This window comes from Rhodococcus sp. IEGM 1366, from assembly GCF_033142425.1.
Classification (GTDB): domain Bacteria; phylum Actinomycetota; class Actinomycetes; order Mycobacteriales; family Mycobacteriaceae; genus Rhodococcus_F; species Rhodococcus_F globerula.
The window spans coordinates 1-18845 of the sequence record NZ_JAWLRZ010000011.1; the positions used below are offsets into that span (position 1 = coordinate 1).

The window sequence follows — 18845 nt, forward strand, 5'->3', positions numbered from 1 at the left end:
AGTTCTCAAAGAACACGCGCACACCATCACCGCGACCTTCAGGCCACTCGCTCCGGGGCAACTTTTCCAGCCTATCCCATCGAAGTCACCGGCGCAAACCGGAGCATCGTGAAGAAGAACTGGGGTTGAAGCACAACCATACATGATGGAAACTACTTCGAATTTTGGCCAGGCACTTCGTACAACCTCGTGTCACTCGCTGTGAAGCGGGAGTCGGTGTCCGTGTCGCTCTGACTTGGAATAAGTTACGCGAACCTTCAACGAATTAACAAATCGCCTGGTCGCTCTACTGGACTGGACAAGATTTGCGAGGTCACAGCGATTTCCGTGCCGGCTGAATCCAACTAAGCCGCACAACTGCCCGATGTGACCCCGAGCACCCCGACTATTCGGTGCTGACCCTCTCGATAATCCCGCCCAGTCCACGCAGGTTCTCGACAAAGCGCGGATAGCCGCGGTCGATGTGGAAGATGTCGTGCACTTCGGTCACGCCATCTGCCACCAAGCCGGCAAGAACAAGTCCAGCACCGGCGCGAATGTCCGAAGACCACACCGGCGCGCTGGACAGAACCGGCACTCCCCTGATTACGGCATGGTGACCGTCGGTCCGGGCGTCTGCGCCTAAACGGATCATTTCCTCCACGAACCGGAAACGGGATTCGAAGACGTTCTCTGTGATCATCGACGTTCCCTCTGCCACTGCTGCCAGTCCGATGGCCATGGGCTGGAGGTCCGTCGGGAATCCCGGGTACGGGAGCGTCGCAAAGTTCACGGCTTTGGGCCGCTCACGTTGGACAACCCGAAAACCGTCGACTTCCGGTGTCACTTCGGCGCCTGCAGTTCGCAGTTTGTCGAGGACCAACCCGAGATGCTTGTGGTTGACCCCGCGAACGCGTACATCTCCCCTGGTCATCGACGCGGCGACGCCCCAGGTTGCTGCAACGATGCGATCACCGATGACTCGGTGTGTGGTCGGTTCCAGTTTGCGAACACCTTGAATGGTGAGCGTCGTGGAACCCCCGCCACTGACCTTTGCCCCCATCTGGTTCAGCATGTTGCACAGATCGACGATCTCCGGTTCACGGGCGGCGTTGTCAATGACCGTTTCACCGCGCGCCAGAACGGCCGCCATGAGGATATTTTCGGTAGCACCGACCGACGGAAATACGAGGCGGATGTTTGCGCCGTGCAGGTCATCGGCCTGCGCCACAACACATCCGTGCTCGATTTCGCTGTGGGCACCGAGAAGGCGGAGTCCCGACTGATGCATGTCGAGTGGGCGGGATCCGATCGCATCGCCACCGGGAAGGGCAACCACGGCCCGTCGACAGCGCGCTACGAGTGGCCCCAAGACACACACTGATGCGCGGAACTGCTTCACGGCGTCGAAGTCGGCGTGGTATTTCGGTTCGGCCGGCGTCGTGATCCGAACTTCTGAATCTTCGAGTTCGACTTCGCACCCCAGGCCTCGCAGCACGTCCGCCATCAACGGAACGTCGAGGATGTCTGGGCAGTTGGTCACGACGGTAGTGCCCTCGGCCAACAATGCTGCAGCCATCAGCTTCAGCACACTGTTCTTGGCGCCCCCGACTGAAACTTCACCTTCGAGGCGCTTACCCCCGGTTACAAGAAAGTGCTCACTCACGGTTCACAGCCTAGAGCCACAACCGTCGAAACTCCGCGCCGGTACCGTTGGCGTATGAGTGTTCACCTAACGAAGATCTACACCCGGACCGGCGACGACGGCACCACAGGACTGAGCGACTTTTCGCGCGTGTCCAAGAACGACCCGCGCCTGACCGCATATGCGGATTGCGACGAAACCAATGCCGCGATCGGTGTTGCGTTGGCCCTCGGCAATCCATCGGAGAGTCTGACGGCGATACTTCGCCAGATTCAGAACGACCTCTTCGACGCGGGAGCCGACCTGTCCACCCCGGTCGTCGAGAATCCCAAATACCCGCCGCTGCGCGTTACCCAGGCATACATCGATCGCCTCGAAGGCTGGTGCGACGAGCTCAATGATGAACTGGCACCGCTGAATTCGTTCATTCTTCCCGGCGGAACGCCGTTGGGAGCTCTACTGCACGTTGCTCGGACCGTATCTCGCCGAGCCGAACGAGCGGCGTGGTCGGCTATCGATGCGCACCCTGACGACACGAGCGTTCTGCCCGCCAAATACCTCAACAGATTGTCGGATCTGCTCTTCATCATGGGAAGAGTTGCCAATCCGAACGGTGATGTTCTCTGGAAGCCAGGCGCCGGCGCCTGACGCCGCACCTCCGGTCAGGCGGTACGTCGCCTGCGGGCACGCCCGTCTGGCCGAGATTCCACCCAGGACAGGAACGCGGTCAACGCTCCACTGTCCAAAGCGATTTCGTAGTTCGACGACCCATCACGCAGACGCAGGACAACGATGTCGTCACTCATGATGTCGAATTCGGTACCGGAGGGAGAGCGACGGCTCTCGACCTCGATGCCTTGACGGTCGACACGTGAATCCGGACCGGGCCGGAGAGAAGAAAGTTTGAAGAATACGAAGGAGCTTTCGCCGTAGCGAATGATTCCGTGTCGCCACCCGCTGTCCCCCGGAGAGGGCAGAACACGAAGAAGTGCTGCCGTACCACCGCGGCGCAGGATCACCAGACGGTACAGAAAAGCCGCGACGAGAACCGCGAGCAGCACAACCAGAATGATCAACACAGTCATTCCGAATGTCACTGTTCGTCGGCTCCCGTCGCGGCTTTGCTCTGATTAACTACGCGCGCTCGACTGCCCGAAGCTGACCCTTGGCGACCGCAATCGCCTCGTCGTCGGCTTGGGTGTCAGCGAGTACTGCCTTGGCAGCGCTCACGTCGATGTCCTCGGCCATGTCCGCGGACTCGGCCAGAATCGTGACGGTGGTAGCCGTCACCGACAGGAAACCGCCGTGAACTGCTGCGACGATGCGCTCACCGTCGACAGACGTGATCGACACGGTGCCGCCCTCGATGAGCTGGCCGAGAACCGGCTCATGCCCAGGCATGATGCCGATCTCGCCCTCAGTCGTCTGAGCGCTGACCAGCGTCGCCGTACCCGACCACAAGCGCTCCTCGACGGCAACGAGTTCTACGGTCATCTCAGCCATCGTGGACTACTTCCCGGCCATCTTCTTGGCTGCAGCCTCGACGTCGTCGAGTCCACCACAGCTGTTGAATGCCTGCTCGGGAAGGTGATCGAACTCGCCCTTGCAGACGCGGTCGAAGGCTTCGATGGTGTCGCGAAGCGGCACGACGGAGCCGGGCTCACCGGTGAACTTCTCGGCAACGATGAAGTTCTGGCCGAGGAACTTCTGGATACGACGGGCGCGGCCCACGAGGACCTTGTCCTCTTCCTGAAGCTCGTCCATACCGAGGATGGCGATGATGTCCTGCAGTTCCTTGTACTTCTGCAGGATGCGCTTGACCTCGTTGGCAACGCGGAAGTGCTCGGCACCGACGATGCCGGGCTCCAGGATGCGGGAGGTCGAGCTCAGCGGATCCACAGCGGGGTAAATACCCATCTGCGAAATCGGGCGCGAGAGCTCGGTGGTGGCATCGAGGTGCGCGAACGTCGTAGCCGGCGCGGGGTCGGTGTAGTCGTCGGCGGGCACGTAAATAGCCTGCAGCGACGTGATCGAACGACCACGGGTCGAGGTGATGCGCTCCTGGAGCTCACCCATCTCGTCCGCAAGCGTGGGCTGGTAGCCCACTGCCGAAGGCATACGGCCGAGGAGGGTGGAAACCTCGGAACCTGCCTGCGTGAAGCGGAAGATGTTGTCGATGAACAGCAGGACGTCCTGGCCCTGAACGTCGCGGAAGTACTCCGCCATCGTCAGTGCGGACAGGGCGACGCGCATACGCGTTCCGGGCGGCTCGTCCATCTGGCCGAAGACAAGGGCGGTGTCCTGGAGGACGCCCATCTCTTCCATTTCCAGGTGGAGGTCGGTGCCCTCACGGGTACGCTCACCGACGCCTGCGAACACCGAGGTGCCCGAGAACTCGCGAGCGATACGCGTGATCATTTCCTGGATCAGAACGGTCTTGCCGACACCGGCACCACCGAACAGACCGATCTTTCCACCCTTGACGTACGGGGTGAGAAGGTCGATGACCTTGATGCCGGTCTCGAGGATCTCGGTCTTACCTTCGAGCTGATCGAAGGCTGGTGGCTTGCGGTGGATGCCCCACTGCTCGCCGTCACGGCCGAGGCCGGGTGTGTCGAGGCAATCGCCCAGTGCGTTGAACACGTGGCCCTTGACGACGTCACCGACGGGAACCGAGATCGGCTTGCCCGAGTCGGTCACTGCAGTGCCGCGGACCAGGCCGTCGGTGGGCTGCATGGAGACGGTGCGGACCAGGTTGTCACCGAGGTGCTGAGCAACCTCGAGCGTCAGCGTCTTGGCGACCGAGGGAAGCGTGATCTCGGCGTTCAGGGCGTTGAACAGTTCAGGAACAGCGCCACGCGGGAATTCAACGTCCACGACGGGACCGATGACCCGCACGACGCGGCCGGCTACGGCCGAAGCCGAACCTGCCCCGTTGTTTTCGGTTACTGCTGCGGTCATGTGCTAGTCACTTCCTGCGCTCGAGGCGAGCGCGTTGGCGCCGCCGACGATCTCGCTGATTTCCTGGGTGATCTGGGCCTGGCGAGCCTGGTTGGCCTGACGGCTCAACGTGTTCACCAGTTCGTTTGCGTTGTCCGTCGCGGCCTTCATAGCGGTACGACGGGCTGCCGACTCCGATGCCGCAGCATCGAGAAGCGACGAGAAGATACGCGTGCTGACGTACTTCGGCAGAAGTGCGCCGAGCAGTTTCTCCGGCTCGGGCTCGAAGCTGAAATCAGCGACGGGACCGGTGGAGTGGTCGTCGTCGTGACCGTTGGTCAGCATGTCGTCGCCGAGTTCGATGCGCTCTTCGGATACGGACACCTCGAGGGGAGCCATACGGCGAACCTCGGGGGTCTGGGTCAGCATCGACACAAAGCGGGTGTAGACGATATGGAGTTCGTCGACGCCCTCGATGGTGCCTTCGCCGTTCGGAGCGTCGACCTGGTTGCCCGAACCTGCCATGAAGAGCTCCACCAGGTGGCGGCTGGCCTTCGCGGCATCCGAGTAACCCGGATCCTGCGAGAAGCCCGTCCACGCAGCACCGATGTCGCGGCCACGGAAGGTGTAGTAACCGAGTCCCTTGGAACCGAGCACGTAGACAACCGGCTCCTTGCCCTCGGTGCGGAGCAGAGCCATGAGCTCTTCTGCCTGCTTGAGGACGTTGGAGTTGTAGCCACCACACATGCCGCGGTCACTGGTGACAACGAGCACCGCAGCCCGCTTGGGCTCCGGACGCTCGTTGAGCAGCGGGTGATCGAGCGAAGCAGACGCACTCGCCAATTCGGTGAGTACCTTCGTGATCTCCTCGGCATACGGCTTGGATGCGGCGACGCGAATCTGAGCCTTCGTGATACGCGAAGTCGCGATCAGTTCCTGTGCTTTGGTGATCTTCTTGGTCGAGTTGACCGACTTGATACGGGACCGCAATTCGAGAATGCTTGCCATCGATCAATCACTCTCCCTTCGGAATTCGCAGTGTCATGGGCGCGTGCGTCACTTGCTGACGGTCTTGCGCTTGACGTTGATCTGCTCGTTCGCGACCTCGTCTGCGCCCAGAGCGTCGGCCTCGGCTTCGTTCACGACCCGGCTTCCGTCGGATGCGATGAAGCCTTCCTTGAACTTGTCGGTTGCAGCGATCAGCGCAGCAGCGTTGTCGGCATCGAGTGCCTTACCGCCGTTGATGCTGGAGTAAACGCCTGCAGCCGAGTGCTTGAGGTCTTCGAGCAGTTCCTTCTCGAAGCGACGGACGTCGCCGATCGGGACGCTGTCGAAGGTGCCTTCGCCGGCGAGGTAGATCGAGATGATCTGGTCTTCGACGGGGATCGGGCTGTACTGATCCTGCTTGAGCAGCTCGACCAGACGGGCACCGCGCTCGAGCTGAGCCTTGGAGGCAGCGTCGAGATCGGATGCGAAGGCGGAGAACGCTTCGAGCTCACGGAACTGAGCCAGTTCCAGACGCAGCGAACCGGAAACCTTCTTCATGCCCTTGGTCTGTGCAGCGCCACCGACGCGGGAGACCGAGATACCGACGTTGATCGCGGGGCGAACGCCCTTGTTGAACAGGTCGGACTCGAGGAAGACCTGGCCGTCGGTGATGGAAATGACGTTGGTCGGGATGTATGCCGAGACGTCGTTTGCCTTGGTCTCGATGATCGGCAGAGCCGTCAGCGAGCCGCCACCGAGTGCGTCGGACAGCTTCGCCGAACGCTCCAGCAGACGGGAGTGCAAGTAGAAGACGTCACCGGGGTATGCCTCACGTCCCGGCGGGCGACGCAGCAGCAGCGAGATGGCGCGGTACGCCTCTGCCTGCTTGGTCAGGTCGTCGAACACGACCAGAACGTGCTTGCCCTGGTACATCCAGTGCTGGCCGATGGCCGAGCCGGTGTACGGTGCGAGCCACTTGAAGCCTGCGGAATCAGAAGCCGGAGCAGCAACGATGGTGGTGTACTCCATCGCGCCCTTCTCCTCGAGGGCAGCCTTGACGCCCGCGATGGTGGAGCCCTTCTGACCGATGGCAACGTAGATGCAGCGAACCTGCTTGTTGACATCGCCGGAATCCCAGTTGGCCTTCTGGTTCAGGATCGCGTCGATGCAGACCGCGGTCTTGCCGGTCTTGCGGTCGCCGATGATGAGCTGGCGCTGGCCGCGGCCGATCGGGGTCATGGCGTCGATAGCCTTGATACCGGTCTGGAGCGGCTCTTCGACCGGCTGGCGCTCGAGCACCGAAGCGGCCTGCAGTTCGAGTGCACGGTTTTCGGTGCTCTCGATCTCGCCGAGGCCGTCGATGGGAGCACCCAACGGGTCGATGACGCGGCCGAGGAAAGCGTCGCCGACGGGAACCGACAGAACGTCGCCCGTGCGCTTTACTTCCTGGCCTTCTTGAATGTTCTGGTAGTCACCCAGGATGACTGCACCGATTTCGGTGGCATCCAGGTTGAGCGCGACGCCGACGATTCCACCGGGGAACTCCAACAGCTCGTTGGACATAGCCGAAGGCAGGCCAGAGACGTGCGCAATGCCGTCACTGGTGTCGGTCACTGTGCCGACCTCCTCACGGGAGGCCTCCGGGGAGTAGCTCGCGGTGTAGTTGTCGATCGCGCTACGGATCTCGTCGGAGGAGATCGTCAGCTCCGCCATGTTTTTCCTGCTCTCGGTATCTGGTCTTCGAAAAGATCTGGAGTGTGTGTTCGGCTGAAGGACTATTTGAGGTTCTTCCGCAGTGCTGCGAGTCGTCCCGCTGCACTACCGTCGATGACCTCGTCGCCCACCCGGACGACCAAGCCGCTGAGAAGTGCGGGATCGATCTCGACGTGCACGGTTACCGGCTTCCCGTAGGTGCGGGTAAGTGTGCTCGTCAAACGATCCGTCTGCTCCGCACTCAACGCCGAAGCGCTGCGCACGTGGGCAACAGCGGTATCACGCTGCGCGGCGGCAAGATTCGACAGCTGGTCGAAAGTGTCTGCGGGTGCAGACTTCAACCGGCCGACGGCCTGTCCGGCAAGTGCCTCGGTGACCGCGGTGACCTTGCCGTAGAGCAGGCGCGAAAGGAACTCACGCTTGCGGGCTGCGGGAACCGACAGATCCGAGAGCGTCTGCTCCAGGCTGGGATCCCCTGCCACGATGCGGCCGAGACGGAACAGCTCGTCCTCGACGGTGTCCAACTGACCCTGATCTGCTGCGGCGCGGAGCAGAGCTTCGCGGCCGAGCAGTTCGAGCGAGTTGACCAAGTCGCGGCCCGCTGACCAATCCTGGCCTGCAGCTGCTTTCACGGTTGCCAGCGCTTCCGCGCCGACCTTTCCGGAGAACAACTGCTCAGCCAAGCCCTGGCGACCAGCGACCGGTGCCGAAGCGTCAGCCAGCGCGCTGCGAAGAGCGCGCTGGCCGTCAAGTACCTCGACCACCGAGAAGAGCTCGGACCCAGCCTGCGCAGCGGCCGCGGTAGCGGCAACTGCAGAGACTGCGCCCAGGGCGCTGCTCAGCGCAGAACGCGTCTGCGCCAAGGATTCACGGCTCGCTGCGTACATGTTGCTCACTTCCTGGCTGAATCAGCGCTGACGGCGTCGAGCTCGTTGAGGAATCGATCAACCGTTCCGGCACGCTTCACGTCGTCGGCGAGGGACTCTCCGATGACCTTCTCGGCCAGGTCTACAGCGGTCTTGCCGAGATCCGAGCGGAGCTCAGCGACGATCTGCTGACGCTGGGCGACGAGCTGGCTGTGGCCTGCGGCCACGATGCGATCGCTCTCCTCCTGCGCCTGAACCTTCATGTCAGCAATGATCTGCTGACCCTGGGTGCGCGCTTCCTCACGGATCTGCGCGGCCTCGGTGCGAGCTTCGGCAAGCTGCGCGCGGTACTGCTCTAGCGCGTCCTTTGCCTCGGCCTGTGCCTCTTCGGCCTTCTTGATCCCGCCCTCGATCTGCTCGGTGCGATCGGCAAGGACCTTCTGGAACATCGGAAGTACGAACTTCCAGAAGACAAAACCGACAACGACGAGGCAGACGATGGACCATACGATGTCGTACGTCGCGGGCACGAGAGGGTTGTGAGTCTCACCCTCAGCGGCCGCGAGCAGAGTAATGGTGGCTGCCATGTCGGTCTCTTAGAAAATGAAGCCGGCGACGAGGCCGATCAGCGCGAGGGCCTCGGTGAATGCAATACCGAGGAACATGGTGGTACGAACCTGTCCGGCCATCTCGGGCTGGCGAACCATGCCCTCGATTGCCTTACCGACAACGATGCCGATACCGATGCCGGGGCCGATTGCCGCGAGGCCGTAGCCGATGGCGCCATAACCCTTGTTGGTGATGGTCTGCTCGGCAACTTCCTGTGCCAGGTAAGCGACGCTCATGGTGTTCCATTCCCTTTCAGTTGACCTTCGCCGGTGTCGACGAAAGGCTCAGTTCTTGGTGTAGCTGAAATGTGGTGTGGTCAGTGATCTTCGGCGTGCAAGGCGAGGTCGATGTAGACCGCGGCCAGCAGAGAGAAAACGTAGGCCTGCAGCACGATCACCAGGATTTCGAAGAAGGTGAAGGCGATAGCCGCGGCCAGGGAGGCAACACCGAAGAGTGCCTGGAAGCCGCCGTTGAGGACAAAGAAGTTCGTTGCTCCGAGGAACAGCACCAGCAGGATGTGGCCGGCCAACATGTTGGCCATAAGACGAACCATCAACGTGAAGGGGCGCAGGACGAACGTCGAGATGAACTCGATCGGGATCAGCAGGAAGTGCAGGGCAGTCGGAACGCCGGGCACAACGATGCTGCTCTTCACGTACTTGAAGAAGCCGTACTTCTTGATGCCCACGTAGTTGAAGACGATGTATGCGAGTGCCGCGAGAACCAACGGCATACCGATACGCGCGTTCGGTGAGATGTTCAAGAAGGGGATGATCGCGGAGACGTTGTTGGCGATGACGACGAAGAAGATCGTGGCAATGACGGGCAGGAATCGCTTGCCCTGTTCCTTACCGAGAACGTCTTCAGCGATCTGCACGCGAACGAAGTCCAACGCGATCTCGGCTACGTTCTGCACACCACGCGGAATCAACCGCGGGCTGCGCATCGCAATTGCGAAGAACGCTGCTACCAACACCGACATCAGAATGCGGATGAGCATCAGTCGGTCGAGCTCGAACGGACCCGCGTGAATCAGTACTGATTCGGGGAAAAAATCGTCTAGTGACGGCGCGTGGAACTCCACGGCGGCCAGGGTGGTGACGCTCAGCGTTCTCTCCCGTAGTCGGTCCGCAGCCATCATTGACTGCGGTTCGATCGGACATTGACGATCTACAAGTCGACAAGTTCGACTCGCGCATTCGTCAGTTGCTGGAGAACCCTCGCGGGGGCCTGGCTTCTGTCGGTGTCGGCGACTCTCGTCGACTCAGTGGCCCAGAATATCGGCCACCTGCGAGCACATGGCATCGTCGGCTGAGGGTTACCTAGCCTGCCTTTGCTCTCGCTTGACGCTGACCCTACCAAGTCATCTACGACATTGTGTAGATGGGGTACCTGAAGGGGCGGTTCGTTACGATTTGTAGTACTACTCTTCGTCGTTGACCGGGGCGCTCGGGGTGGGGTCCACGTACGGCGTCTTGGTTCCGAGAACACCGTATGTTTCCGCCCCGAGGACGATAACCAACGCAAATACCATGACCAGTACCAACGACGTCTTGTCATAGAAGTCGAGCGGTTTCAGAATCGCGAGCACCACAATTGCCAGGATCATCTTGAGCAACCAGGTCCCGAGAAGAACTGCACCAGCGGTCAGTGCCGGCAGCTTCGACGTGAGAAGAACGCCCAGTGCGGTGAAGAGAATGAACCCACCGCCGACGGCGGCGCCGAGAAGCGCGCCGTACAGGCCTTCCTTACCGCCGATCAGCCACCCGAGCAGTGAACCGACAATGGTCAGCACAACCAGTCCGATCACGCCCCACTTCACTGCGGAGCGCATTGCTGCGGTCGAATCGGGAATGGGCTGCGATGCCGGCACTGATTGCGGGGTGTTCGTCACGATGCTCAAGGGTAATGGATCGGAAAAGTTCCCTACCCTCGCTCCTGCCGGCGATCGCGCAGTGACGGGATCGCGGTGAACAGGAATGCCGCAAGTAACCCGGCCGCCACGAGGACAACAACCAACTGTCGATCCAGCAGCGAAGATCCCACAGCGCCGAACGCAAGAACCCCCACCCACGAGTAGATGACCAGCACAACTCGGCGATGGGTGTGACCGATCTGCAGCAACCGGTGATGCAGATGCATCTTGTCCGGACTGAACGGACTCACACCTGCCCTCGTGCGGCGGATGACCGCAAGCAGCATGTCCAGCATGGGGATGAACATCACAGCACTGACCAGCAGCAACGGCGCGAGGAGACCGACAAGATCGCGCGTGCCGTATGCCGTCAGCGGAATCCGGCCGGACGCGGACGTCGAAATCGCGGCAAGCATGAGTCCGATCAGCATGGATCCGGAATCACCCATGAATATCCGTGCCGGATTGAAATTGTGCGGCAGAAATCCGAGGCACGCTCCGGCGAGGGCAGCGGCGATCATCGCCGGCGGGTACACGCTGACATCACCGCCCTGATCGTGCAGGAGTCCGATCGAGAAGAGGAGGATCGCGACCGCGGCAATAAGGCCGAGTCCCGCCGCCAGACCGTCGAGACCGTCGACGAAATTCATGGCGTTGATAGTTGCGACGGCAACGGCAACCGTGAACAGGCCCGATTGGATCTGGTCGAGAATGATGGTCGATCCGCCGTCACCGAACGGGTTGTAGATGATGAACCAACTGACGCCCATCACCACCATGATTCCGGCAGCAGTCACCTGACCGACGAACTTCGTGAGGGCGTCGAGTCCCCACTTGTCGTCGATGATCCCCACCAGGACTATGACACCGCCGGACACCAGCGCCGCTTGAACGTCATGACTGTCGAACTCGAATCCTCGTGTCAGAGCAGGCAATTGCTGCGCGAAGAGTAGCCCGGCAGCCAAACCCACATACATTCCGACACCACCGAGACGAGGTGTCGGCTGAACGTGGACGTCACGGTCGCGCGGTATCGCCACCGCTCCGAAGCGAATGGCCAGTATCCGTACTGCGCCGGTAGCCAGATAGGTGACCACAGCAGCGGTGCACAGAACCAGCAGGAGTTCTCGGATCGGTACGCCCGTTCCCCCGCTTGACTGCGCGAGGATCTCGGTGGCCTGGTGCGTCGTGATCACTGGGGAGAATCACCCGTGTTCTGGCGGGCACCGACCATCGTTACGAAACTCCCTCTACAAGGCTTTCCGGCGTGGTGCCCAACACGTCTGCGATATCTTCCGCTGACACGGCGCCGACCCGCAGGATACGGGGCGAGTCGCCGGTCAGATCCACGATCGTCGACGCCACCGCGTGTGCTGCCGGTCCACCGTCGAGGTAGACGCTGGCCGAGCCGCCTAGCTGATCACGAGCCTCGTCGACCGTGGTGGCCGGTGGACGTCCGGAGATGTTGGCGCTCGAGACGGCAAGCGGTCCGACGTCGCGCAGCAATTCCAATGCGACGGGGTGCAACGGCATGCGAAGCATGACCGTTCCGCGCGTATCGCCGAGATCCCAGGCCAGTGAGGGTGCTTGTTCGACAACCAGACTCAGCCCGCCCGGCCAGAATGCGCGAACGAGATCGCGTGCCTGCGGACGGACGCTGTAGACGAGTCCGTCGATGGTGTTCCAGGATCCGACCAGAACGGGAACCGGCATGTCCCGGCCGCGCCCCTTGGCACGGAGGAGGCTCGTGACGGCCTCACTGTCGAACGCATCAGCAGCCAATCCATACAACGTGTCTGTCGGAAGGACAACCAAGCGGCCGGCTTTGAGTGCATTCTTAGCGGCAGCTAGACCTGCCGTACGGGTATCAATTTCACTACAGTCGTAAACGGTGCTCACTGGACCATCCTGTCACTCGGCATTCCGTGGTCTCGCTCACGCTGGGCTTCCACGTCGGTGGCGACGCGTCTCGCGACAACAAAACGGGGGCGACCGGCCAGGTCCGGATGCTGCTCCACTTCGCCGAACACCCGTCGACCGGAGAACAGTGCCGCGACGCCGTCGCCGTTGGTGTCGTCGTGCTCGATCCCGGCGGCGCCGCCGATCCGCAGCCAGCGTGCGATGTTGCTGATCATGGGTTTGATGACGGACAAACCGTCCGGACCACCGAAGAGAGCCGTGTGCGGGTCGTAATCCATGACCTCGGGCTGCAGCTGCGCCCCTTCGGGAATGTACGGCGGGTTGGAGACGACGAGGTCGACTTTGCCTTCGAGAGCCTGCAGCAGATTGCGATCGGTGACATCACCTTGATGAAGATGAATCGGGGTATCCCCCGCTGTTTCACGGTCCGCGGCGTTGCGACGCGCCCACGCCAGCGCGGCGGGCTCTTTCTCCACGGCATGTACCACAGCGTCCGGCCTTGCCTCGGCGATGGACAGCGCAAGCACGCCCGAGCCGGTGCACAGGTCCAGGACAACCGGAGGCCTACTGCCGCATCCTTCGAGGAACGAGAGTGCCCAGCCCATCAGCAACTCGGTTTCGGGCCGCGGGATGAACACACCCGGACCGACGGCAACGTCGATATTGCCCATCGACGCGCTGCCGATGATGTGCTGCAACGGGATTCGCTTCGCGCGCTGCGCCACCATGCCGTTGAACGCCTCGATCACCTCGGGGTCGACCAACGGAATCAGGCCTAGGCGGGTGCGCTCTACCCCGAGCAGATGCGACGCCAGCAGTTCGACATCATTACGTGGGCTGGGTACGCCGGCCGCGTCGAGCTCTTTGGCTGCCTCGATCAGCGCCAAACGGAGTGGGAGTCTGCTCACGCGTACAGCCTGCCACGCCTGAGAAATTCACGAGTTGTCATGTCGCCCGCCTATTCGGCTGCGAGGCGGGCCTCGCGGTCCGCCTTGCCCAGTGCGTCGAGGAGCGGATCAAGCTCTCCGTCGAGAACGGCGTCGAGGTTGTGCGACTTGAATCCGATGCGGTGATCGGTGATGCGGTTCTCGGGAAAGTTGTAGGTGCGGATACGTTCCGAGCGGTCGACGGTCCTGACCTGGCTCTGGCGTCCGGCGGAAGCTTCCGCGTCTGCGGCTTCCTCCGCGACAACCTGCAGACGAGCGGCCAGCACCTGCATGGCGCGGGCCTTGTTCTGAAGCTGCGAGCGTTCGTTCTGGCACGTGACCACAATTCCGGTGGGCAGGTGAGTGATTCGCACCGCGGAGTCGGTGGTGTTGACGCCCTGGCCACCCTTGCCGGACGAGCGGTAGACGTCAATGCGCAGGTCACCCTCGTCGATCTGAACCTGTTCGACCTCTTCGGGTTCCGGGTACACCAGGACACCGGCGGCGGAAGTATGCACACGTCCCTGCGATTCGGTGACGGGCACGCGCTGGACGCGGTGAACGCCGCCCTCGAACTTGAGTCGTGCCCATACGCCGTCTGGGGTATCGGACTTACTCTTGATCGAAATGGTTGCTTCTTTGTATCCACCGAGATCGGAGACCGTCGCATCCAGGATTTCGACGCGCCAGCCGTGACGTTCCGCGTAGCGGACGTACATGCGGGCCAGGTCGGAAGCAAAGAGTGCCGACTCCTCGCCGCCTTCACCCGACTTCACTTCGAGGACGATGTCGTCACCGTCGTGGGGATCACGCGGGGCAAGTTGATCGGTCAGCGTCTGCTCGAGCTGTGCGACCTCGGCCTCGAGGTCCGGAATCTCCGCGGCAAAGCTGGAATCGTCGGCAGCGAGTTCACGCGCGGCTTCCAGATCGTCCTGCGCAGCAGTGAGCTTGTTGTACGTCGACATGATGGGCGAGAGCTCGGCGAACCGCTTTCCGACACGGCGGGCGGCCGTCGGGTCGTTGTGCAGCGCCGGGTCGGACATCTGCGCTTCGAGACCGGCATGTTCTGCCAGGATGTCGTCGATGGCCGAGGGCTTGGTTGCGCCTGCCATAGTTCGCTCCGCTCTGAGTTTTCGTTTCCTACGGTGCGCGCTTAAAGATAATTCGACGCTACTACCCGGGAAACGCGCAAAACCGAGTGCAGGCACAAAAAAGCCGACGCCCGATCCGCAATTGCAGATCGGGCGTCGGCGGAACAGCTAGTCTTCGGTCTGAACCTTGCTGTCTGCGCGCTTGCCGTAGCGAGCCTCGAAGCGAGCAACGCGTCCACCGGTGTCGAGAATCTTCTGCTTGCCCGTGTAGAAGGGATGGCACTGCGAGCAAACCTCGACGTTGATGCGTCCGGACTCTTTGGTGCTGTGAGTCTCGAACGTGTTACCGCAACCGCAAACGACGGTGGTCGCTACGTAGGTTGGGTGGATTCCTGCCTTCATGGTGTCCCTTTCAATGGTCGCCGGGTCGACGTCGCCAATCGACATCGTGAACCGGAACCGGACTCGGCCGTTCAGTATGCCAGACGTGGTGGTAGAGCCGGTAATCCGCGTCTGAACTTCCTGAAGGAAGTGGGCTGTACGAATTCATAACGCACTCCCCCGTCAGTTTGTTCCACAGACGCGAAGAACCCCACAGCCAAATCGGCTGTGGGGTTCTTCTTTGACCGAAGATCAGTCGTCGATTGCGCCCGGTGCGGTCTTGGAGACCTGCATCAGGAACTCGAGGTTGTTCTTGCTCTTCTTCAGACGGTCGATCAGCAGATCGATGGCCTGATGCGAGTCCAGCCCGGACAGCACACGACGCAGCTTGTGCAGCACGGCGGCTTCGTCGGGGCTCAGGAGCAGCTCGTCCTTACGCGTACCGGACGGGTTGACATCCACAGCCGGGAACACACGACGTTCGGCGATCTTGCGATCGAGCTTGAGCTCGGCGTTGCCGGTGCCCTTGAACTCTTCGAAGATCACGGTGTCGCCGGTGGATCCGGTCTCGACCATCGCGGTAGCGATGATGGTGAGCGAGCCACCGTGCTCGATGTTGCGGGCAGCACCGAGGAAACGCTTCGGCGGGTACAGAGCCGTGGAGTCGACACCACCGGAGAGGATGCGTCCCGACGCGGGCGACGAGTTGTTGTACGCACGACCCAATCGAGTGATCGAGTCGAGCAGAACCACGACGTCCTTGCCCATTTCCACGAGACGCTTTGCGCGCTCGATGGCGAGCTCGGCGACCGAGGTATGGTCTCCCGGCGGGCGGTCGAAGGTCGAGGAGATAACCTCGCCCTTCACGCTTCGCTGCATGTCGGTCACTTCCTCGGGACGCTCGTCCACGAGGACGACCATGAGGTAGCACTCCGGGTTGTTGGTCGCGATGGCGTTGGCGATCGCCTGCAACACGCTGGTCTTACCGGCCTTGGGCGGGCTCACGATCAGGGCGCGCTGGCCCTTACCGATGGGCATCACCAGGTCGATGACACGCGTCGTCAGAATGTTCTGCTCGGTCTCGAGACGCAGGCGCTGGTTCGGGTAGAGCGGCGTGAGCTTGTTGAACTCGGGACGCTTCTTCGCAGCCTCGACATCACCACCGTTGACGGTGTCGATACGCACCAGCGGGTTGAACTTCTGACGCTGATTGCTCTGGTCGCCGTCACGGGAGACCCGGACAGCACCGGTGATGGCGTCGCCGCGGCGCAGACCGTTCTTGCGGATCAGATTCATGGAGACGTAGACGTCGTTGGGTCCGGCGAGGTATCCCGACGTACGCACGAACGCGTAGTTGTCGAGTACGTCGAGGATGCCGGCTACCGGCTGCAGGACGTCGTCCTCGCGGATCTCGGTCTCGCGTGACTCGCTGGGTGCACCGCCCTCGCCGCGTTCGCGGCCACGGCCACGACGCTCACGGAAGCGGCGTCCGCGACGTCCGCGGCCACCCTCTTCGTCGTCGTCCGGACCGTTGTTGCGGTTGTCAGTGCGCGGGCCGGCGTTGTTCTGGCCGGCATTGCTCTGATTTCCGCGATCCTGACGATCTTGACGATCCTGGTTACCGCGCTGGCCCTGGTTGTCGCGCTGACCTTGGTTGTCGCGCTGTCCCTGGTTGTCGCGCTGGCCCTGGTTGTCGCGCTGACCCTGGTTGTCGCGGTTGTTGCGCTCGCGGCGGGGACGCTCGGTGGTCTGCTCGGCAGAGCCGGACTGTTCGGAATCGGTCCGGGTCTCGGCGCGCTCGTTCTGCTTACGCTCGACGGGTGCTTCAGTTGCCGGTGCTACAGCGGCCGGTGCGTTAGCAGTCGGTGCCGACTCCTGCTCGATGTTCAGCTCGCCCTGGTCGGGTGAACCGGCGCGACGTGCAGCGCCGCGACGCTGACGGCCACGACGAGGGGCTCCCGCCTCGGCTTCTTCGGACGTGTCGGTACGCGTGGCTGGTGCTGCTGCGGCGGGCTCGGCTGCGGGAGCTTCGACAGGAGCCGGAGCTTCGGCAGTTTCGGTGCGCGCGGCGCGAGTGCTCTTGGCGCGTGTGCGGGCAACCGGTGCGTCGTCGAGCGTGAGTTCACTCTGAGCGGGTGCCGCCTTGGCGCTGCCGCCCTGACGTTCCTTGATCGCGGCGATCAAGTCGCCCTTGCGCATCCCGGAAGTGCCCTTGATGCCCAGTTCACCGGCAAGACTGCGCAGTTCGGTGAGCACCATGCCGGAGAGCCCGGCGCCACGACGTGCGTCGGCACGCTTCGTGGAGGTCGCCACCGCACCACTGGGTGCTGAAGATGACGCCTGAGAATTGTCGCCTGACTGCGCCCCAGCGGAATTCGCCTTGGGTGCAGTGGTGGCGATGAGGTCCGTATCGGTCACGGAGGTCCTTTCCTTCCCTCACTTGCGCGGCGCAGAGTCGAGGGTTCGTCCCGAAGTTTCGATTGATTACCGAACTCGGAGGTGCCGTACTTAGTTGCATGTCGAGAGTTGCATGTCAAGAACTACCGGCTTGCCCGTCATCAACATGGCCGTCGGAAACCGGTGCTCGAACCGCCCCTGTTTCAAACCGACATGCTGTCGCACACCTGCCGCGACTGACGAAACATCGACGGATTGTGCCGTCGAGGATTCAGACCTTCCCGAGAAGGTACAAGTGCGAGGATCACGTCAAGGATTGTGGACCCCAATTCCCGACTGGGTAGGAGTTTGGCCCCTTGATGATGCACCGGCGACTGACGCGCACGATGTACGGACATTGCCAGGATAGCGCCGATCCACGAGTCCGGCAAGATTATCCGAAACCCGCGTGTGTCACTTCACTTCCCTGGCAACCGGGCGGGAGCCAACTCAGTCCAGGGTCGGACGAACCTCGACACCGGAAGCAATCTCGAGTTCGAGAACTCGGAGACCGTCGGCTCGCGCCGCCTCAGCCAACTGCTCGGGCAACGGTTCCGTGCTCAGCGCGAGCACGGTGGGGCCTGCGCCGGAAACGGTAGCCGCGATACCGGCCTCACGAAGAATCGAGATCCATCGTGTTGTCAACGGCAACGCGGGCGCGCGCTGGCTCTGATGCAGACGATCTTCGGTGGCTGCCATCAACAGATCCGGACGCGTCGTCAGGGCGACGACGGCCAGAGCGCTGCGGCTTGCGTTGAACGACGCATCCTGGTGCGGAACCATCTCGGGAAGCAGTCCGCGGGTGTGCGCGGTGGAGGATCGTTCTTCCGGAACCAGTGCTACTGCACGGATATCGGGATGAACGTCGAGTTTTGCGGCCGAGTAGATCGGCTCGTCGCCATCAACGATGGACGGGCAACTCCACGACACCACTGCGCCGCCCAGGACACTCGCCGACGCATTGTCCGGGTGCCCTTCGAACTCGGAGGACAACTGGACCAACTGCTCGTCGGTAAGGCCGATCTCGGCGTCGAGTGCACGGGCCAATCCGTTTGCGGCAGCAAGTCCGCCCACTGCCGCCGACGCGGACGAACCGAGCCCACGCGAATGCGGGATCACGTTGCGGCACAGCACATCCAGGCCACTGGCCCACACACCGGCAGCTTCGAGTCCGCGCTCGATGGCCCGAACGACCAGATGCGAAGGGCCCCAGGGCACGTCTGCGGCACCCTCACCTTCGACCTGGATATTCAGGCCGGAATCCGTTGTGGTGACCACGATTTCGTCGTACAGCCCCAGAGCCAAGCCGAGGGTGTCGAACCCCGGCCCCAAGTTTGCACTCGAGGCCGGGACGCGTGCGGTCACCGAAATACCGACAGGCAGGGTTCTGGTCATGTCAGATACCGGATTCCGCGGAGTGGTTGACGAGTCCACGGA

19 protein-coding genes are annotated in these 18845 nt (G+C 62.2%); 1 reads left to right on the top strand and 18 read right to left on the bottom strand.

Annotation, left to right across the window (positions count from 1 at the left end; translation table 11 throughout):
- Window positions 1–385: 385 nt before the first annotated feature.
- The gene (gene murA / locus R4P64_RS28105) at window positions 386–1645 is read right to left on the bottom strand and encodes a UDP-N-acetylglucosamine 1-carboxyvinyltransferase (RefSeq protein ID WP_045071310.1); all 1260 of its coding nucleotides are present in this window, start codon (window positions 1643–1645) and stop codon (window positions 386–388) included.
- A gap of 54 nt (window positions 1646–1699) precedes the next feature.
- On the opposite strand from murA, the gene R4P64_RS28110 reads away from it, so the two are divergent.
- Entirely contained in the window at window positions 1700–2272 is a 573-nt protein-coding gene (locus R4P64_RS28110; protein WP_045071314.1) for a cob(I)yrinic acid a,c-diamide adenosyltransferase, read from the top strand.
- A gap of 14 nt (window positions 2273–2286) precedes the next feature.
- Here the strand turns inward: R4P64_RS28110 and R4P64_RS28115 are convergent, their stop codons facing one another.
- The 17 genes from R4P64_RS28115 to thrB all read right to left on the bottom strand — a co-directional run bounded on the left by R4P64_RS28115 (window position 2287) and on the right by thrB (window position 18803).
- Window positions 2287–2709: a DUF2550 domain-containing protein gene (locus R4P64_RS28115; RefSeq protein WP_033236108.1), complete on the bottom strand. Its 423-nt coding sequence runs from the start codon at window positions 2707–2709 to the stop codon at window positions 2287–2289.
- A gap of 49 nt (window positions 2710–2758) precedes the next feature.
- A complete protein-coding gene (locus tag R4P64_RS28120; protein ID WP_033236107.1) occupies window positions 2759–3127 on the bottom strand; it encodes a F0F1 ATP synthase subunit epsilon in 369 nt (122 codons plus the stop codon).
- A 6-nt stretch (window positions 3128–3133) separates the two neighbouring features.
- On the bottom strand, window positions 3134–4585 hold the full coding sequence (gene atpD, locus R4P64_RS28125) for a F0F1 ATP synthase subunit beta (protein WP_003941349.1): 1452 nt from the start codon (window positions 4583–4585) through the stop codon (window positions 3134–3136).
- 3 nt (window positions 4586–4588) lie between these two features.
- The gene (locus R4P64_RS28130) at window positions 4589–5572 is read right to left on the bottom strand and encodes a F0F1 ATP synthase subunit gamma (protein ID WP_033236106.1); all 984 of its coding nucleotides are present in this window, start codon (window positions 5570–5572) and stop codon (window positions 4589–4591) included.
- 48 nt (window positions 5573–5620) lie between these two features.
- Window positions 5621–7264: a F0F1 ATP synthase subunit alpha gene (gene atpA, locus R4P64_RS28135; RefSeq protein ID WP_033236105.1), complete on the bottom strand. Its 1644-nt coding sequence runs from the start codon at window positions 7262–7264 to the stop codon at window positions 5621–5623.
- Between the two features lie 62 nt (window positions 7265–7326).
- A complete protein-coding gene (locus tag R4P64_RS28140) occupies window positions 7327–8151 on the bottom strand; it encodes a F0F1 ATP synthase subunit delta (protein WP_317823476.1) in 825 nt (274 codons plus the stop codon).
- A 5-nt stretch (window positions 8152–8156) separates the two neighbouring features.
- Window positions 8157–8717, bottom strand: a complete 561-nt coding sequence (locus R4P64_RS28145) for a F0F1 ATP synthase subunit B (RefSeq protein ID WP_033236103.1) — start codon at window positions 8715–8717, stop codon at window positions 8157–8159.
- A 9-nt stretch (window positions 8718–8726) separates the two neighbouring features.
- Window positions 8727–8975 carry an ATP synthase F0 subunit C gene (locus R4P64_RS28150; RefSeq protein WP_033236102.1) on the bottom strand — a complete coding sequence of 83 codons (249 nt, stop codon included), beginning with the start codon at window positions 8973–8975 and terminating at the stop codon, window positions 8727–8729.
- Between the two features lie 80 nt (window positions 8976–9055).
- Window positions 9056–9880 carry a F0F1 ATP synthase subunit A gene (gene atpB / locus R4P64_RS28155; protein ID WP_045071318.1) on the bottom strand — a complete coding sequence of 275 codons (825 nt, stop codon included), beginning with the start codon at window positions 9878–9880 and terminating at the stop codon, window positions 9056–9058.
- Window positions 9881–10162: 282 nt separating this feature from the next.
- Complete coding sequence (locus tag R4P64_RS28160; RefSeq protein WP_033236101.1) at window positions 10163–10642, bottom strand: glycine zipper family protein; 480 nt, start codon at window positions 10640–10642, stop codon at window positions 10163–10165.
- A 23-nt stretch (window positions 10643–10665) separates the two neighbouring features.
- A complete protein-coding gene (locus tag R4P64_RS28165) occupies window positions 10666–11850 on the bottom strand; it encodes a glycosyltransferase family 4 protein (protein WP_033236100.1) in 1185 nt (394 codons plus the stop codon).
- A 40-nt stretch (window positions 11851–11890) separates the two neighbouring features.
- Window positions 11891–12553 (bottom strand): L-threonylcarbamoyladenylate synthase, encoded by a 663-nt coding sequence (locus tag R4P64_RS28170; RefSeq protein ID WP_033236099.1) that lies wholly within the window; start codon window positions 12551–12553, stop codon window positions 11891–11893.
- A complete protein-coding gene (gene prmC, locus R4P64_RS28175) occupies window positions 12550–13482 on the bottom strand; it encodes a peptide chain release factor N(5)-glutamine methyltransferase (protein ID WP_033236098.1) in 933 nt (310 codons plus the stop codon). Before prmC ends, R4P64_RS28170 begins: the two co-directional genes overlap by 4 nt.
- A gap of 50 nt (window positions 13483–13532) precedes the next feature.
- Window positions 13533–14612: a peptide chain release factor 1 gene (gene prfA / locus R4P64_RS28180; protein ID WP_033236097.1), complete on the bottom strand. Its 1080-nt coding sequence runs from the start codon at window positions 14610–14612 to the stop codon at window positions 13533–13535.
- A 147-nt stretch (window positions 14613–14759) separates the two neighbouring features.
- A complete protein-coding gene (rpmE, locus tag R4P64_RS28185; protein WP_033236138.1) occupies window positions 14760–14993 on the bottom strand; it encodes a 50S ribosomal protein L31 in 234 nt (77 codons plus the stop codon).
- A gap of 231 nt (window positions 14994–15224) precedes the next feature.
- Complete coding sequence (rho, locus tag R4P64_RS28190) at window positions 15225–17390, bottom strand: transcription termination factor Rho (protein ID WP_317823480.1); 2166 nt, start codon at window positions 17388–17390, stop codon at window positions 15225–15227.
- A 468-nt stretch (window positions 17391–17858) separates the two neighbouring features.
- Window positions 17859–18803: a homoserine kinase gene (thrB, locus tag R4P64_RS28195; RefSeq protein ID WP_033236137.1), complete on the bottom strand. Its 945-nt coding sequence runs from the start codon at window positions 18801–18803 to the stop codon at window positions 17859–17861.
- Window positions 18804–18845: the final 42 nt, after the last annotated feature.

Excerpts from the sequence above, each read along its gene's own strand:
- R4P64_RS28110 (WP_045071314.1), top strand. The coding sequence starts at position 1,700 with ATGAGTGTTCACCTAACGAAGATCTACACCCGGACCGGCGACGACGGC.
- R4P64_RS28115 (WP_033236108.1), bottom strand. The coding sequence starts at position 2,709 with ATGACTGTGTTGATCATTCTGGTTGTGCTGCTCGCGGTTCTCGTCGCG.
- R4P64_RS28120 (WP_033236107.1), bottom strand. The coding sequence starts at position 3,127 with ATGGCTGAGATGACCGTAGAACTCGTTGCCGTCGAGGAGCGCTTGTGG.
- atpD (WP_003941349.1), bottom strand. The coding sequence starts at position 4,585 with ATGACCGCAGCAGTAACCGAAAACAACGGGGCAGGTTCGGCTTCGGCC.
- R4P64_RS28130 (WP_033236106.1), bottom strand. The coding sequence starts at position 5,572 with ATGGCAAGCATTCTCGAATTGCGGTCCCGTATCAAGTCGGTCAACTCG.
- atpA (WP_033236105.1), bottom strand. The coding sequence starts at position 7,264 with ATGGCGGAGCTGACGATCTCCTCCGACGAGATCCGTAGCGCGATCGAC.
- R4P64_RS28140 (WP_317823476.1), bottom strand. The coding sequence starts at position 8,151 with ATGTACGCAGCGAGCCGTGAATCCTTGGCGCAGACGCGTTCTGCGCTG.
- R4P64_RS28145 (WP_033236103.1), bottom strand. The coding sequence starts at position 8,717 with ATGGCAGCCACCATTACTCTGCTCGCGGCCGCTGAGGGTGAGACTCAC.
- R4P64_RS28150 (WP_033236102.1), bottom strand. The coding sequence starts at position 8,975 with ATGAGCGTCGCTTACCTGGCACAGGAAGTTGCCGAGCAGACCATCACC.
- atpB (WP_045071318.1), bottom strand. The coding sequence starts at position 9,880 with ATGATGGCTGCGGACCGACTACGGGAGAGAACGCTGAGCGTCACCACC.
- prfA (WP_033236097.1), bottom strand. The coding sequence starts at position 14,612 with ATGGCAGGCGCAACCAAGCCCTCGGCCATCGACGACATCCTGGCAGAA.
- rpmE (WP_033236138.1), bottom strand. The coding sequence starts at position 14,993 with ATGAAGGCAGGAATCCACCCAACCTACGTAGCGACCACCGTCGTTTGC.
- thrB (WP_033236137.1), bottom strand. The coding sequence starts at position 18,803 with ATGACCAGAACCCTGCCTGTCGGTATTTCGGTGACCGCACGCGTCCCG.